Below are 15,457 nucleotides of genomic sequence, written 5' to 3' on the forward strand. Positions count from 1 at the left end.
AAACCCAGATTTGTGTGGTCCATCAAATCCGAAACGCCAGCAGGTACGTTGTTTGGAAAGACAAAAAAGCATTTACAAGGGATATGAAACATATTTACAATGCACCCACAAAAGAAGCCGCCAGGGCCGCTTTGGACGATTTTGCAGCCGCATGGGAAGATAAATATTCCTACGCCATTAAAAGCTGGAAAGACAATTGGGAAGACCTGACCGTATTTTTTGAATTTCCCCTGGAAATCAGAAAAATAATCTACACAACGAACATTATTGAGAATCTGAATGGGAAAATCCGAAAGTACACCAAAAACAAACTTTCATTCCCTTCTGATCAATCTGTAATGAAATCCGTATATTTGGCTTTGAGAGAAGCTGCCAAAAAATGGTCAATGCCAATCCAAAATTGGGGCATTATCCTAAATCAGTTCCTTGTCATATTTGAAAAAAGGGTCCAGCTATAATTAGCTAAACCCTCGATATTTTATACTTACTCACTTTGTGAAACAGTGTCCTTTTTTTTAATAGTTTAATTGTTTTAAGTAGTCGAGTTTGGCTTTCCAAAGTTCTAATTTCTCTTTATATTCATCAATATGACCTCTAACATTCATTACTAAAGGATTTTTATCAGACACGTTGGAAATAAAACCAATATTATTTTCTAATTGCTGAATTTCTCTAATTGTTTCGTCAATTTTCTTTCTTACAAAAAGTTGTTCAGAATCTAATTTTCTATAATTTTTTTGATCTAAATAACTATTAACTAAGTTTTCAAACTTAATCATTTCTACCTCTTTTTTATCAATTGGGCTCGAATCTATAATTTTATCTAATAGTTTATTGAATTTAGCTTCAATATGTCTCATTTCATACGGAACTCTACCTAAGTTACGCCAAGTTTCAATATATTCTTTTAAACTTTCTAAAGTAAATTCATTTTTTTTCTCAACCTTCTCTTTAAGTTGCTTTAATAAAGCTTTCTTTTTATTAAAAACTTCAAGTTCCTCTTTATTTCCTTCATCTTGTTTATTGTGAAGCCTATCAAAATAATGATTACATGCATCTTTAAACTCTTTCCACAGTTTGTCAGAATATTTACGCGGTACATGTCCAATAGTTTTCCAATCTGCCTGAATTTTTTTCATTATTTCAGTTGCAGTATCCCAATCTTCACTATCTTTAAGTTCAATAGCTTTTTCAATTAAAGCTTTCTTTTTATTTAAATTTTCTAAATGTTGTTTTTTAACATCTTTAAAAAATTGATTTTTTTCAGTATTGAATTTTTTTGTAGCTTCTTTAAATTTGTTCCAAACATCATCATTTTTAGATCTTGGTACCTTCCCTAAACTAAAAAATTTATTACGCAACTCTTCAATATCCTTTATACTTTTTTGCCAATCAATTCTTGTATGATTTTTAGAAGTATCATATGCTTTAATTTGATTGATAACTTCTAACTTTTTTTCAATATTTTTCTCGTATTTTGATTTAAGGTCTTTAAAAAATTCATGCCTCTTATCATGAACTTTTTTAGTAGCTGCGCTAAAACGCTCCCAAACTTCTTCTCTAAATTCACTAGCAACAGGTCCAACCTCTTCTTTCCATAACTTATGCAATACCTGTAATTCTTTAAATGCAACATTTACATCTTCAAGTTCAGCTAGTTCTTCAGCCTTTTCAACTAATTTCTGTTTTTCTTCTAAATTATGTTTAAAATCCAGTTCTCTTAAATCATTATTTAAATGTAATAAATCATAAAAGCGTTCTACATGATGATGATATGTTCTCCAAGTATCATTATATTTAGCTCTTGGAATAGGGCCTATTTCTCTCCAACGTGCTTGAATATCCTTAAACATTTTATACATAGTTGCTCCATCGGCATTATCTATCAAATCTTTAAGTTCTTCTATTAAATCAAGTTTCGCTTGTAAATTTTCCTTTAGTTTATTTTCTTGATTAGAAAAGAATTCATTTCTTTTAACTTTGAAGTCGTAAAGAATACTATTATATGTAGTTTTTAAAGGATTTTTATATTGAAAATCAACAATATTACCTCCTTCTTCTAAAAATTTTTCTTTTTCTTTTCTAAGTAACGTCCCAAACTTAACATTAAAAACACTTTTAATATTATTTACATTATTTTGGATACTTTGTACCGGTTTATTTTTTACTAAATTACTTAATTCGTTAACTAAATCCTCCAGCGTAAAACTGCTGTAATCAAGCATTTCTTCATCTTGAAAATCAACATTTTCTGAACTTTCAGCAATTTTACTTTCAATTTCATCAATAGCTTGATTAGACGATACGATTTTTACTTCATCTAATTCATTCTTTTTTGATGTTTCAGTTTTTTTTGTATGGTCTGGATTAGAATTATTATCTTCTACTGGTAATTTATTATTGTTGTCTAACATATAAAAATGTTTAATGTTCGTTTAATTATACTATATAATTGCTTTATAAATAGCGTTTTATAAATAAAACACTATTTCTTTATAAGATGTTAATTTTTTACAAAAGTTGCGTAAATTTAAGTAATTCTTTTTATGAATTCCATATTTCCCATGACTTTTCAGCTTGCAATTCCAACATCTCGAGTCCATTTTTTGTAATAGCTCCTCTTTTTTTTCCTTCTTGCAAAAACTTAGTCTCTTCCGGGTTATATATTAAATCATAAAGTAAATGTTTATTATTTATAAATTGAAATGGAATATTTGGGGCATCGTCTATATTGGGGTATGTTCCAAGTGGGGTACAATTTATAATTACAGTATATTCTTCAATTATATCTTTATTTAAAACTGAATACAAATAAACATTTTCTGCTACTTTTCTAGAAACAAATTTAAATTGAATATTTAACATTTCCAAAGCAAAGGCAACTGCCTTTGAAGCTCCTCCGGTTCCTAATATTAGTGCTTTATTATGATGATTTTTCAGTAATGGTTTAATTGACTCCACAAAACCATAAGCGTCTGTATTATAACCAATTAATTTATTATCATTGGTTACTTTTATTGTATTCACCGCTCCTATTTTTTGTGCATCAACATCAACTTCACCTAAATATTTTATAATTGATTCTTTGTAAGGAATTGTAACGTTTAAACCTTTAAAATCATCTTTTTTTTGATATAAAATAAATGGAAATTCTTCAATTTCAGGAATATCAAAATTGAAGTATTTATATTTTGTTAATCCTAACTTTTGAAATTTTTCAGAAAAATATTTTCTTGAAAATGAGTAGGATATGTTTCTCCCTATCAAGCCAAATTTAAAACGATTATTCATCTATATATTCTTTACGTTCAGTTCCATACTTATCAAGCAACAATATAATTGCTGCTCCAACTAAAATAAAAAAAACTGCAATCCAAGTTTCCTTTTGGGCAAAATCAGGAAAATACCTGCTGAAATTTTGAATTACTTTATCTCCATTAACATCATATACAAAATTGCCATTTACAACTTTGTAAACTTCTTTTTTCCATGGCCATACTATACCTAAAGAACCTGTAATAAAACCTATGATGGTTGCAGTTACCAAATGATGCCACCTTTTAAGTACAAAACCTAATATATGAGATATAAAAACCAATCCAAATGCTGATCCTCCGGCAAATGTTGCTATTATTTTAAGGTACCTTATTCTTTCAACATTATCTATAAAGCTAAAATTCAATATAAGGATTTCCGACAAGGTTTTGTATAGCATTGTTACAGAATCAACCAATAACAACACGTAATTTCCCATTAAAATTAATATGAATGATCCTGACAAACCCGGTAATGTCATTCCTGAAACACCTATAATTCCGCAAATAAAAACAAACCACAAATTGTCATTTTCTTTCGCAGGATTCATAAAACTTATAGCTATACCTAATACCATACCCATTATCATTAAAACAACATTTTTAGCTCTCCAATCATTAAAATCTTTAGAGATATAGAATATTGAGCCTAAAATCATCCCAAAAAATGAGCTCCAAACATATAATTCGTAATTTGTTAGTAAATAATCTAATACCAATGAAACACTAAAATAACTAAAAACACTTCCACCTATAACCAGTAATAAAAAAGTACCATTAACATACTTATAAAAACTTTTAAATCTTCCGTTTATAAGTAATAAAAAAGCTTTGTAATTAATTTTTTTGAAAGAATATATTAATTCTTCATAAAATCCTAACACAAAAGAAACTGTACCTCCAGATACTCCGGGAACTTTATTTGCGGCTCCCATTGCCAATCCTTTAATAAAAAGGAAAAACTTATCTGAAAATGTGCGTTCTCTACGTGCCATTACTTATTTAGTTATTTATACTATTTGCAAGTTTTTCTAATATCAAAATTACTGCAAATCCTAATATAGACAACATTAAAGCTGTTGTTAATTGCGGATTTCCATCGAATGACAATGGAGAAACACTAACTTCTTTTATTACTATGGTTTTATCTCCAAACATTTTTGTTTCTAATACTTTTTTCCATGGCCAAATTTTATTTAAAGAACCTAAAATAAAACCTGTTAAAATTGCTAAAGTAAAATTTCGGTAATGACTAAATAACCATTTCAATATTTTAGAAAAACTTAATAATCCAACTATTGCTCCTGCAGCTAACACCGCTAATAATTGCAAGTTTTTAGTGTGTACTGCGTCCAAAACAGGTTTATATGCACCTAACAAAACCAATATAAAAGCACCAGAAATACCTGGTAAAATCATTGCACATATTGCTAAAGCACCCGCTAAAAACAAGAATAAAGGTGATGAATTTTCAGAAATTAAAGGTTGTAATGTAGTTATATAATATGCCAATATTGCACCTGCCAACAACAAAATTACAGTAACTATATTCCACTTTGTAATTTGTTTTGCAACATATAAGATACTCGCCAACACTAAGCCAAAAAAGAATGACCAAACTAAAATTGGTTTATGCTCTAATAACCAAGAAATTAATTTTGCCAATGAGATTATGCTAATAAATATACCTGACAATAATGCTATTAAAAAATTACCATTTATTGCTTCCCAAGCCGCTTTAATACCTTTTGATTTCAGGAGTTTTAAAGTAGCAATATTTATGGAACTTATTGAGGTTAACAACTCCTCATAAATACCTGAAATAAAAGCTATTGTACCTCCAGACACACCCGGAACTACATCAGCAGCTCCCATAGCAACTCCTTTAAGGGTAATTACTATATAATTAATAAATTTTCGCTGTTGCATTTATGGCTAAATATTTTCCCACAAATGTAGCATTTTTAAAATGAAGTTTATTTGAAATTACTTATAATATCCTTTACTTGATTCATTTGATAAACTTCAGGAAATAATTCTTTAACAATCGAATTATATTCAAAATCTATAGCCAATCCTTCAAGTAAATGTTCCGTTCCTTTTTCAGCATTTTTCAACTTAAAATATAAAGCACTTAGCCTATATTCTATTTCAGCAAAATCTTTAAAATATGCTTTTGCTTTTAAAAGATTTGTAAGCGCATCTTCATAATCGCCAATAAAACATAATACATCACTTAAACCAACCCAAATTGTTAAATCGTAATCTTGCAACATTAAACAACGCTGAAATGCTTTTATTACTTCTTCAAAAAAGTTAAGTTTTAAATTAATCTCGGCATACTTTCTCCAATACAATGTGTTTTCTTCGTCAATCTCAATAGCTTTATTGATATTATATAATGCTTTTCTATATTTTTTTTGTTTGATATTTAAATTTGTAATAGCAATCCAACCTTTATCTAATAAAGGATCTTCGTGAACTGCTTTTTGATAATATTGTATTGCCAGCGATAATTTATTTAATTTTTCGTAGCACTCTCCTATTCTTAAAAAAGCAAAAGAAGTAGGGTCATCCAACTCAATTGTTGTTTTGTAATTATCAATAGCTTCATCAAATCGATTTAATTGCTCTAATGTTTTGGCTTTTTCAAGATATGCTCCAACAAAATATTCATCAATTAAAACAGCATAATCAAAAGCCCTGTAAGCTTCTTCAAATTTGTCTAAAATAAAATATTGTCTTCCTAATTGATGCCAAGCAACTTCACTATACGGATCTGTATCAATATAATTATTTAAATATTCAACCGCTTCTTCATGTTGATTTTGCATATCAAAACAATATATTACATTGTAGAGTGATGAATAATCTTCAAAATCAACTTCTAAACATTTTGCAAAATTTAATCTTGCTTTATCAAAATCATCTAAAAACAAATATTCCATACCAATCATAGACAAAATATCTGCTTCATCATCTGTATAACTTAAAGCTAATTTTAATGAATTTATAGCATTGTTGTGATCGTCTTTTTTTGAATAAATACTTGCTTGTTGTACATATATTTCTTCATTAGTAGGTTCTATGGCTTGCAAATCTTTTAACAAGGCAGAAGCTTTGTCTAATTCGTTATCAAAAATTAATAATTCGGCCTGTAATAATTTTAGCATAATTGAATTTGGATGCTGCTTTAAACCAAGGTTTATAGCTTTTTTTGCTAATGCGTTCTTCCCTGAATCTATATAATAATGTATAATCTCTTCAAACTCAACCGAGTCGAAGAAATAAACATTATTCGTTTTTAACATAGATTCAAATTTTGATAGTGGTAAATTGTTTTCTTTTGGAGTTAAAGACATAATGAAGATTATATAATTACTACTTTAATAAAAGTACAAGACTAATTTTTAAAATTAATAGCAACATATAAATGTTTTTAACAAATTAATTAACAAAATACATTATATTTGTATTACAAACAATGTTTGGTATACAATGAGTAAAAAAATACTACTTAGCTCAAAAGAAATTCATATTATACTACATAGGTTAGCGTGTCAGTTAATTGAAAATCATAACAATTTCGAAAACACCGTACTAATAGGACTACAACCTAGAGGTATATTTTTAGCTGAACGTTTAGTTGCTATTTTAAAAAATGACTATAATGTTTCTAATGTTGAATTAGGGCAATTAGACATTACCTTTTATAGAGATGACTTTAGAAGGCGTGAAGCACCCTTACAAGCTAATAAAACAACTATTAATTTTATTGTTGAAGATAAAAATGTAGTATTTATTGACGATGTTCTTTTTTCAGGAAGAAGTATTCGATCAGCTTTAACAGCCATCCAATCATTTGGAAGACCAAGTAAAATTGAGCTTTTAGTACTGGTAGACAGAAGGTTTAGTCGTGATTTACCAATTCAACCTGATTACAGAGGTAGGCAGGTTGATGTTATTAATAAAGAAAAAGTTACAGTTCATTGGAAAGAAAAAGACGGTAAAGATGCCGTTTATATAATAAACAATTAATCTCATGAGTCAATTAAGCGTACAACACCTTTTAGGCATAAAGCATATAAACAAAGCTGATATTGATTTAATTTTTAAAACTGCCGACCACTTTAAAGAAGTAATTAACAGACCCATAAAAAAAGTACCCTCTCTAAGAGATATTACAATAGCCAACTTATTTTTTGAAAACAGTACGCGCACAAGGTTATCTTTCGAATTAGCAGAAAAACGTTTATCTGCCGATGTGGTTAACTTTTCAGCTGCTCAATCTTCAGTAAAAAAAGGTGAAACACTAATTGATACTGCAAATAATATTTTATCAATGAAAGTTGATATTATAGTAATGAGACATCCTGATGTTGGCGCTTGCGATTTTTTATCAAAACATGTTAATGCACGAATAGTTAATGCAGGAGATGGTACACACGAACACCCAACTCAAGCATTGTTAGATTCTTTTTCTATACGTGAAAAATTAGGCAGTGTAAAAGGTAAAAAAATTGTGATTGTTGGAGATATTTTACATTCTCGTGTAGCATTATCTAACATCTATGCCCTTAATTTACAAGGCGCCGAAGTTAAAGTTTGTGGTCCAAAAACATTAATACCAAAGTATATTGAAAGTTTAGGTGTTGGCGTAGAATACAATATTAAAAAAGCATTAGAATGGTGTGATGTTGCTAATGTTTTAAGAGTTCAAAATGAACGTATGGAAATAAATTATTTTCCTTCAACCAGAGAATATTCTCAATTATTCGGAATAAATAAACAATTATTAGACTCACTTGGCAAGAAAATTGTTATTATGCATCCTGGACCAATAAATAGAGGTGTAGAATTAACAAGTGATGTTGCTGATGCTGATCAATCTATTATTTTAAATCAGGTTGAAAATGGTGTTGCAATTCGTATGGCTGTAATCTATTTATTAGCTCAACAAATTCAACATAAATAAAAATGATAATTAATAAAACTGAAAAATACACACATATAAAACCTGGTCAATATTCTGTAAATCAATTCATAACAAAACTACAAAATAAACAACCAGAATTTATTGAAGAACATATCATTATAGATTTTTCTGAAAAAATTAACATCAATATTAAAGAAATTTTATTATTTTTGAATATGAGTGTGCTCCACTACCAGAATGATAAAAGCTTTGTGATTGTATGTAATGGTATAAATATAAGCGATGTCCCTGAAGAAATTAATGTTGTTCCAACATTTGTTGAGGCATTAGATGTTCTTGAAATGGAAGCCATTGAACGTGATTTAGGATTTTAAAACCAATAGCTTATTGATGAAAAAATTACTTTTAATAACTTTTTTACTGTTATTTACTTATTCTTTTGCACAACAAAAGGAAAAAAATATTCAGGCTGATGATACTAAACCTCCTGTAACTTTATCATCAATATCAGCCTATCCAAATCCTTTTTCTGTAAATACAAGCATAAATTTTAATTCTACAAAAGTCCAACATATTGAATTTACGGTAAAAAACTTATTGGGAAAAACTGTTTATAAGGAACTGATCAACTCAAAATCAGGATATAACACTATTCAATTTAATCGAAATGATTTAAGTAAAGGTATGTATATTTATACACTGCAAACTGAATCTGAGATTGTTTCTAAAAGACTCGTAATTAGATGAGTTTAAAACTCACTATTTTAGGATGCCATTCTGCCACACCACGTGTAAATGCTCACCCAACATCACAATTTTTAGAAATAAAAAATCATCATTTTTTAATTGATTGTGGAGAAGGAACTCAAGTTCAATTAAGAAAGTATGGTGTTAAATTCACAAAAATTAAACATATATTTATTTCTCATTTACATGGGGATCATTTTTTTGGTTTAGTTGGTCTAATTTCAACCTTTAGACTTCTTAACAGAAAAACAGAATTACATATATATGCTCCAAAAGGATTAAAGGAAATAATTACTTTACAATTAAAAATTTCAAATTCGTGGACTAACTATCCTTTGATTTTTCATCAATTAGAATCTAACAACAGTGAACTTATTTTTGAAGATGAAAAAGTTGAAGTTTATACAATACCATTAAACCATAGAGTTTACACAAATGGATTTCTTTTTAAAGAAAAAGTTGGAGCACGTAAATTAAATACAAATGCAATAAAAAAATTTGATGAAATTGATATTTGTGATTATCAAAACATAAAAAATGGAAAAGATTTTGTTTTAAGTAACGGCTTAATTATAAAAAACAAAGAATTAACAATTGATCCACCTAAACCACTAACTTACGCCTATTGTAGTGATACCTCATTTAAACCTGATATTACTCCTGTAATTTTTAATGTAAACTGCTTATACCATGAATCAACTTTTTTAAAAGACAAAGAAAATTTAGCAGAAAGCACAAAACATACAACAGCAGAGCAAGCTGCAAACATAGCTAAACTTGCTCAAGTAAAACAATTAATACTTGGACATTTTAGTAGCAGATATAAAGATAAAGAGAAATTTAAAGAAGAAGCGCAAGAAATTTTTGAAAATACTATTTTAGCTGAAGAAGGTAAAGTTTATAAAATAGAATAACTGAACAATTTCAAACTAACTAATGTAGTTTTTTAAAAATTCTTTTAATGGCATAGGTTCTAACTTTCTTGATCTGTAGTGTTCCACATAAATTTCATAATTCTTTCTGGCAAAATTTTGTATTGCTTCAGAAGTGTGAGACTCCATTATAGATATCGTTTTCATAATAAAAATATTTGGGGTTGAGTTAATTACAGAATCGATATTAAATTCTTACGACAGTAAATTTATAAAAAAATAAATAAATAAAACAAATATATTTACCTTTTATTTGATTTTTTATACCATTTATTTAATTTTTATAACCATTTATTTAATATGCAATAAACTTATTATATATAAAATTCAACATTTAAATCTGATTTACTTATAAGAAAAAAATTTATATATATTTATATAACTTTTTAATAGTATTAGTTTTAATTAAATTATATTTTGAAGAACTTCTCAATACATACACTTTATAAAGAAATTTTTGAAACTTATAGTTCAACTAAAATTGAAAAACATATAAAAAAAATAATTGAACTCGATTTTTATTACCCATATAACACAACTTTCTTTTGCATAACAAATACTGTAGATCAAAAATTTGAATATATCAGCAAAAATTTTTCTTCTTGTTTGGGCTTAAACAGTAAAAAAATGATGGATGAAGGAATGGATTACTTTTGGTCTCGTTTTCATCCTGATGATATTGAAGTTTGGATTCAATCTTTAAAACATCTAATGGAATTCACTATGAATGAATTAGGTGATGAAAAACGTAGAAGAATGAGTTATACCTGGAATTATCGTTTAAAAAATGGCAACAATAAGTATGTGAATATTATCCAAAATACTACCCCTTTACAATTTGATGAATTTAATAAACCTGTAATAGGTTTAGCACATTATACAGTTTTAGATAGTAGAATTAAAATGGACATCTGTGCTTCTGCAAAGTATTTAAATGACAAAGACGAATACCAAACATTATTTTTTTCCAATTTATCTAATAAAAACCTTTTAGATATGATTAGTAACAGAGAAAGAGATATTATGCGTTTATTGCTTTTAAAACAAACTAGTAGTGAAATTGGTGAGAAACTTTTTATAAGTAAACATACTGTAGATACTCACAGAAGAAATATCTTAAAAAAATTAAACCTAAATTCTACAGGAGAATTAATAAGTTATTTTAAAAACAACCCAAGCTTTATATAGTTAATAATAAAAAATTACTCAATATGAGTATTGAATAGTAATTATTTGATAACTAAATTAGCTATCAAATAAATAGGTTATTATAAAATTGCTAACTTATAGAGAAAGTAAATTATGTATTAATATGCTCAGATAGTTAAATAAAACGGAACTAGTTTTAATTATTTTGAATGAATTAAACTTTTGTTGCTGTTAAAACGTTTTTTTTACTATCCCACAAAACTACTACCAAATAATACAAATAATATTCCCACATTATTATTTAAAATCTCTAAATAATAACCTATTTTATTTTTACATTCTACTAAAAAACCAATTAATATGTTTTATTAATTAACTAATTTTTAACACAATACATATCATAAAAATAAACCTTTTACCGTTGAAATTAAAACATTGGTGTATAAAAATATTAAAAGGATATTGTAATTATTTGAATTAGTTAACTAGTACCTTTTAAAAAAAAGCCTCTAAACTTTTCAAGTTTAGAGGCTTTTATATTTTATTTAATTATTATTTATTCTTTTATAGAATCATATACAGCTTTTATCTCATTGTATTTATCAGTCATATCAAGATTTTGATATAATCCCATTAAAGTTTGTATAACACTAATATTTGAACCATTAAATTCATAAGCTTTTTCATAAAATGGCACTGCTTCTTTATAAATTTCTAATTGTTGCGCTTGCAATCTATCATATTTAGCAAAGTCTGATAAACTATTATTCATTTCTTCAATAATAGGCTCAGCTTTATCAATAATTGCAGCACCAATGTTATTATAGGCATCTCCATAGTCCGGCTTTAACTCTATAGCTTTTTCAAAATATTTTATAGCTTCATCGGTATTTTTTTGTTCCATATTCATTACACCAACATTATAAAACAAAGTAGGATCTGTTGGATTAATATTGATAGCTTCTTCTAATTTTTCTTTAAACATATCTTTATTATCCATTTTATAATAAAGATTAGCTTCATCTATCAATAATGAATAACTCTCAGGAAATTCTTCTCTACCTTTTGCAATAATTTCTAAAGCCTTGTCAGTATCACCTAATTCAGAATAATTTAATGCTAAATTTTTAAAGATGCTTTCTCTTCTGGAATCTTTTTGTTCAACTTTAGGATTTTCAGCTAAACCTAATTTAACTTGTAAATCCATACTTTTTTTGTCATTATACGTTACTTCTTTACCTGTAGCTTTATTTGTTGCAATATAAACAGTAGAAATTCCTGTATAATTTAAATCTAAAAGTTCTTCGTATAGTTTTTTTGAAGTTTCAAAATCTTTACCAAAATAGTAAACTAAAGCAGCATTATCCAAAAATGAAGTATCCTTTGGGCTTAACGCATAAACTTGTTGAAAACCTTTTGCCGCTTTTATATAATCAGCAGGTTCTTTTGTTTCAACAGCATATTCGTAATCATCAGAAGCTTTAGTCGCTACATTAGTAATTAAACTGTTAATCAACTCTGCTATTTCGTTAGAATATTTTTGGCTTTTGGTTTGTTTCTCATAATCGATTAATTCATTAAAAGCAGCACCTACTTTATCATAATCTATTTGACCTGATCCATTTTTATACAAAGCTTTACCTTTTAAGTAGTAAAATTTTGCTTTTGTTTTTTGGTCTGCATTTGCAATTAAGCTTTCAGCTGAATTTATAGCCGATAACGCTGCAGTAAAGTCATTGGCTTTGATAGCTTTTTCTGCTGTTTTTAATTCACTCTTTTGTCCGAATACTGTCATACCGACAAATAAAGCAGACATAACTAATATTTGTTTTCTCATTTTAATTGATTTATTCTTGGTTTTTATTTTCTTCATTATTATTTTCAATTTCCGTATTATTTTCAATTTCCGTGCCATTTTCATTTTCATCCATCACTTCATCTTCATGCATTACTTTTGCTACCGCAGCTATAGAGTCGTTTTCTTTAATATTAATCAGTTTTACACCTTGCGTTGCACGTCCCATTATTCTAAGGTCTGTAACTGCTAACCTGATTGTAATTCCTGATTTATTAATAATCATCAAATCATCTTCATCAGTCACATTTTTTATAGCCACTAAATTACCTGTTTTTCCCGTAATATTAATAGTTTTTACACCTTTTCCTCCACGATTTGTAATTCTATAATCATCTAAACTGGATCTTTTACCATAACCATTTTCAGAAACAACCAAAATGTTACTTTCATCATCATTTACAGCTATCATTCCAATAACTTCATCTTTTTTATTTGCTAAAGTAATACCTCTTACACCCGAAGCATTTCTACCCATAGGTCGTGTTTTACTTTCTTCGAACCTAATTGCTTTACCAGATTTAACTGCCAACATTACTTGACTATCGCCTGTTGTAAGTTTAGCTTCTAATAATTCGTCATCTTCTTTAATAGTAATTGCATTTATACCATTTGTTCTTGGGCGAGAATATTGTTCTAACGAAGTTTTTTTAACTTGACCTTTTTTAGTAGCCATAATTACATAATGGCTATTTACATATTCTTCATCTTTCAAATCTTCAGTTACAAGAAATGCCTTAACCTTATCATCTTGTTCTATATTTATTAGATTTTGAATTGCTCTACCTTTTGAATTTTTGCCTCCTTCAGGTATTTCATAAACACGCATCCAAAATACTTTTCCTTTTTGAGTGAAGAAAAGCATATATTGATGATTGGTTCCGACAAATAAATGTTCTAAGAAATCTTCATTACGAGTTGTTGCTCCTTTTTGCCCTCTTCCTCCTCTATTTTGAACTTTATACTCATCAAGATTAGTTCTTTTAACGTAACCGGCATGAGATATAGTTACCACTACGCTAGAGTTTGGAATCATATCTTCTATTGATAAATCTCCTCCGGCATATTCAATTATAGATCTACGGTCATCACCATATTTATCTTTTATAGCAATAAGTTCTTCTTTTATAATCTCATATCGTCTATCTTCATTAGATAAGATATCTTTTAAATCAGCAATTAATTTAATAATATCTTCATACTCTGATCTAAGTTTATCTTGCTCCAGACCTGTTAATTGGCGTAAACGCATTTCAACTATAGCCTTAGCTTGAATTTCACTTAACTCAAATCTTTCTATCAAACTATCTCTTGCTTCGTCGGCATTAGAAGAAGCTCTAATTATTTTTATAACCTCATCAATATTATCACTAGCTATAATTAAACCTTCTAAAATATGAGCTCTTGACTCAGCTTTTTTAAGTTCAAATTCTGTTCTTCTAACTACAACTTCATGTCTATGTTCAACAAAATAATGAATTAATTGCTTTAAGTTTAATTGTCTTGGTCTACCATTAACAAGTGCAATATTATTTACACTAAATGAAGTTTGTAAAGCTGTGTACTTATATAATTTATTTAAAACTATGTTTGGTATTGCATCTCTTTTTAACACATATACTACACGCATTCCATTTCTATCAGACTCATCACGTATATTAGCAATTCCTTCTAGTTTTTTTTCATTTACCAATTCAGCAGTTTTTTTAATCATTTCTGCTTTATTTACCTGATAAGGAATTTCTGTAACAATAATACATTCTCTACCATTAACTTCTTCAATAGTTGCCTTAGCACGCATTATAATTCTTCCTCTTCCGGTTTCAAAAGCTTCTTTAACACCTTCGTAGCCATAAATTATACCTCCGGTTGGAAAATCAGGAGCTTTTACATATTGCATTAATTCAGAAATTTCAATATTTCTATTATCAATATATGCTAAAGTTCCGTTTATAACTTCTGTTAAATTATGAGGTGCCATGTTAGTTGCCATACCTACAGCAATACCTGAAGCTCCATTTACCAATAAATTTGGAATACGTGTTGGTAAAACAGTAGGTTCATTTAACGTGTCATCAAAATTCAATTTATGATCTACAGTATCCTTTTCAATATCAGAAAGCATTTCTTCCGAAATTTTCTGCATACGCACCTCTGTATAACGCATTGCTGCCGGGCTATCTCCATCTACAGACCCAAAGTTACCTTGACCGTCAACCATCATATAACGCACACTCCAATCTTGAGCCATACGCACCATAGAATCGTAAACAGAAGTATCTCCATGTGGATGATATTTTCCTAAAACTTCCCCAACAACCCTGGCTGATTTTTTATAAGATCCTGTAGCTTTAATTCCTAATTCATGCATTCCGTATAACACTCTTCTATGTACTGGTTTTAAACCATCTCGCACATCTGGTAATGCTCTTGAAACAATCACTGACATTGAATAATCAATGTATGCAGATTTCATTTCATCTTCAATATTAATTGGTATCAGTTTTTCTCCGTCTGCCATATA

The 15,457-nt window shown here is 28.2% G+C and carries 15 protein-coding genes; 7 read left to right on the forward strand and 8 right to left on the reverse strand.

Annotated elements, in window-relative coordinates; genetic code table 11:
• Window positions 1–458 (forward strand): transposase (locus HGB55_RS08290; RefSeq protein ID WP_168816427.1); only part of this gene is annotated, 458 nt, incomplete at its 5' end.
• Between the two features lie 57 nt (window positions 459–515).
• Here the strand turns inward: HGB55_RS08290 and HGB55_RS08295 are convergent.
• The 5 genes from HGB55_RS08295 to HGB55_RS08315 all read right to left on the reverse strand — a co-directional run bounded on the left by HGB55_RS08295 (window position 516) and on the right by HGB55_RS08315 (window position 6,625).
• Window positions 516–2,414, reverse strand: a complete 1,899-nt coding sequence (locus HGB55_RS08295; protein WP_168816428.1) for a DUF349 domain-containing protein — start codon at window positions 2,412–2,414, stop codon at window positions 516–518.
• Window positions 2,415–2,544: 130 nt separating this feature from the next.
• Complete coding sequence (locus HGB55_RS08300) at window positions 2,545–3,291, reverse strand: shikimate dehydrogenase (protein ID WP_168816429.1); 747 nt, start codon at window positions 3,289–3,291, stop codon at window positions 2,545–2,547.
• Window positions 3,284–4,309 (reverse strand): DUF368 domain-containing protein, encoded by a 1,026-nt coding sequence (locus tag HGB55_RS08305; RefSeq protein WP_168816430.1) that lies wholly within the window; start codon window positions 4,307–4,309, stop codon window positions 3,284–3,286. Before HGB55_RS08305 ends, HGB55_RS08300 begins: the two co-directional genes overlap by 8 nt.
• A 7-nt stretch (window positions 4,310–4,316) precedes the next feature.
• Window positions 4,317–5,243, reverse strand: coding sequence for a DUF368 domain-containing protein (locus tag HGB55_RS08310; RefSeq protein WP_168816431.1), 927 nt, complete (start codon window positions 5,241–5,243; stop codon window positions 4,317–4,319).
• Window positions 5,244–5,290: 47 nt separating this feature from the next.
• Window positions 5,291–6,625, reverse strand: coding sequence for a lipopolysaccharide assembly protein LapB (locus HGB55_RS08315; protein ID WP_247649197.1), 1,335 nt, complete (start codon window positions 6,623–6,625; stop codon window positions 5,291–5,293).
• Window positions 6,626–6,812: 187 nt separating this feature from the next.
• On the opposite strand from HGB55_RS08315, the gene pyrR reads away from it, so the two are divergent.
• The 5 genes from pyrR to HGB55_RS08340 are packed head-to-tail and all read left to right on the forward strand — an operon-like array spanning window position 6,813 to window position 9,911.
• Window positions 6,813–7,352, forward strand: coding sequence for a bifunctional pyr operon transcriptional regulator/uracil phosphoribosyltransferase PyrR (gene pyrR, locus HGB55_RS08320; protein WP_168816433.1), 540 nt, complete (start codon window positions 6,813–6,815; stop codon window positions 7,350–7,352).
• 4 nt (window positions 7,353–7,356) lie between these two features.
• A complete protein-coding gene (locus HGB55_RS08325; protein ID WP_168816434.1) occupies window positions 7,357–8,289 on the forward strand; it encodes an aspartate carbamoyltransferase catalytic subunit in 933 nt (310 codons plus the stop codon).
• 2 nt (window positions 8,290–8,291) lie between these two features.
• Window positions 8,292–8,624 carry a hypothetical protein gene (locus HGB55_RS08330; RefSeq protein WP_168816435.1) on the forward strand — a complete coding sequence of 111 codons (333 nt, stop codon included), beginning with the start codon at window positions 8,292–8,294 and terminating at the stop codon, window positions 8,622–8,624.
• Window positions 8,625–8,640: 16 nt separating this feature from the next.
• Window positions 8,641–8,997 (forward strand): T9SS type A sorting domain-containing protein, encoded by a 357-nt coding sequence (locus tag HGB55_RS08335; RefSeq protein WP_168816436.1) that lies wholly within the window; start codon window positions 8,641–8,643, stop codon window positions 8,995–8,997.
• Entirely contained in the window at window positions 8,994–9,911 is a 918-nt protein-coding gene (locus HGB55_RS08340) for a ribonuclease Z (protein ID WP_168816437.1), read from the forward strand. The genes HGB55_RS08335 and HGB55_RS08340 overlap by 4 nt, the downstream gene beginning before the upstream one ends.
• A 15-nt stretch (window positions 9,912–9,926) precedes the next feature.
• On the opposite strand, the gene HGB55_RS08345 is transcribed toward HGB55_RS08340, so the two are convergent.
• A complete protein-coding gene (locus HGB55_RS08345; RefSeq protein WP_168816438.1) occupies window positions 9,927–10,076 on the reverse strand; it encodes a hypothetical protein in 150 nt (49 codons plus the stop codon).
• Window positions 10,077–10,346: 270 nt separating this feature from the next.
• Here HGB55_RS08345 and HGB55_RS08350 point away from each other — a divergent pair, with 270 nt between their 5' ends.
• A complete protein-coding gene (locus tag HGB55_RS08350; RefSeq protein WP_168816439.1) occupies window positions 10,347–11,117 on the forward strand; it encodes a helix-turn-helix transcriptional regulator in 771 nt (256 codons plus the stop codon).
• 517 nt (window positions 11,118–11,634) lie between these two features.
• Here HGB55_RS08350 and HGB55_RS08355 read toward each other — a convergent pair.
• Together HGB55_RS08355 and gyrA are read right to left on the reverse strand one after the other, a co-directional pair.
• Window positions 11,635–12,915: a tetratricopeptide repeat protein gene (locus tag HGB55_RS08355; protein WP_168816440.1), complete on the reverse strand. Its 1,281-nt coding sequence runs from the start codon at window positions 12,913–12,915 to the stop codon at window positions 11,635–11,637.
• A gap of 10 nt (window positions 12,916–12,925) precedes the next feature.
• Entirely contained in the window at window positions 12,926–15,454 is a 2,529-nt protein-coding gene (gene gyrA, locus HGB55_RS08360) for a DNA gyrase subunit A (protein ID WP_168816441.1), read from the reverse strand.
• Window positions 15,455–15,457: the final 3 nt, after the last annotated feature.

The sequence above is a fragment of the Lutibacter sp. B1 genome (assembly GCF_012524075.1).
Classification (GTDB): domain Bacteria; phylum Bacteroidota; class Bacteroidia; order Flavobacteriales; family Flavobacteriaceae; genus Lutibacter.

Excerpts from the sequence above, each read along its gene's own strand:
- HGB55_RS08330 (WP_168816435.1), top strand. The coding sequence starts at position 8,292 with ATGATAATTAATAAAACTGAAAAATACACACATATAAAACCTGGTCAA.
- HGB55_RS08300 (WP_168816429.1), bottom strand. The coding sequence starts at position 3,291 with ATGAATAATCGTTTTAAATTTGGCTTGATAGGGAGAAACATATCCTAC.
- HGB55_RS08305 (WP_168816430.1), bottom strand. The coding sequence starts at position 4,309 with ATGGCACGTAGAGAACGCACATTTTCAGATAAGTTTTTCCTTTTTATT.
- HGB55_RS08335 (WP_168816436.1), top strand. The coding sequence starts at position 8,641 with ATGAAAAAATTACTTTTAATAACTTTTTTACTGTTATTTACTTATTCT.
- HGB55_RS08295 (WP_168816428.1), bottom strand. The coding sequence starts at position 2,414 with ATGTTAGACAACAATAATAAATTACCAGTAGAAGATAATAATTCTAAT.
- HGB55_RS08345 (WP_168816438.1), bottom strand. The coding sequence starts at position 10,076 with ATGAAAACGATATCTATAATGGAGTCTCACACTTCTGAAGCAATACAA.
- HGB55_RS08315 (WP_247649197.1), bottom strand. The coding sequence starts at position 6,625 with ATGTTAAAAACGAATAATGTTTATTTCTTCGACTCGGTTGAGTTTGAA.
- HGB55_RS08340 (WP_168816437.1), top strand. The coding sequence starts at position 8,994 with ATGAGTTTAAAACTCACTATTTTAGGATGCCATTCTGCCACACCACGT.
- HGB55_RS08355 (WP_168816440.1), bottom strand. The coding sequence starts at position 12,915 with ATGAGAAAACAAATATTAGTTATGTCTGCTTTATTTGTCGGTATGACA.
- HGB55_RS08325 (WP_168816434.1), top strand. The coding sequence starts at position 7,357 with ATGAGTCAATTAAGCGTACAACACCTTTTAGGCATAAAGCATATAAAC.
- pyrR (WP_168816433.1), top strand. The coding sequence starts at position 6,813 with ATGAGTAAAAAAATACTACTTAGCTCAAAAGAAATTCATATTATACTA.
- HGB55_RS08310 (WP_168816431.1), bottom strand. The coding sequence starts at position 5,243 with ATGCAACAGCGAAAATTTATTAATTATATAGTAATTACCCTTAAAGGA.
- gyrA (WP_168816441.1), bottom strand. The coding sequence starts at position 15,454 with ATGGCAGACGGAGAAAAACTGATACCAATTAATATTGAAGATGAAATG.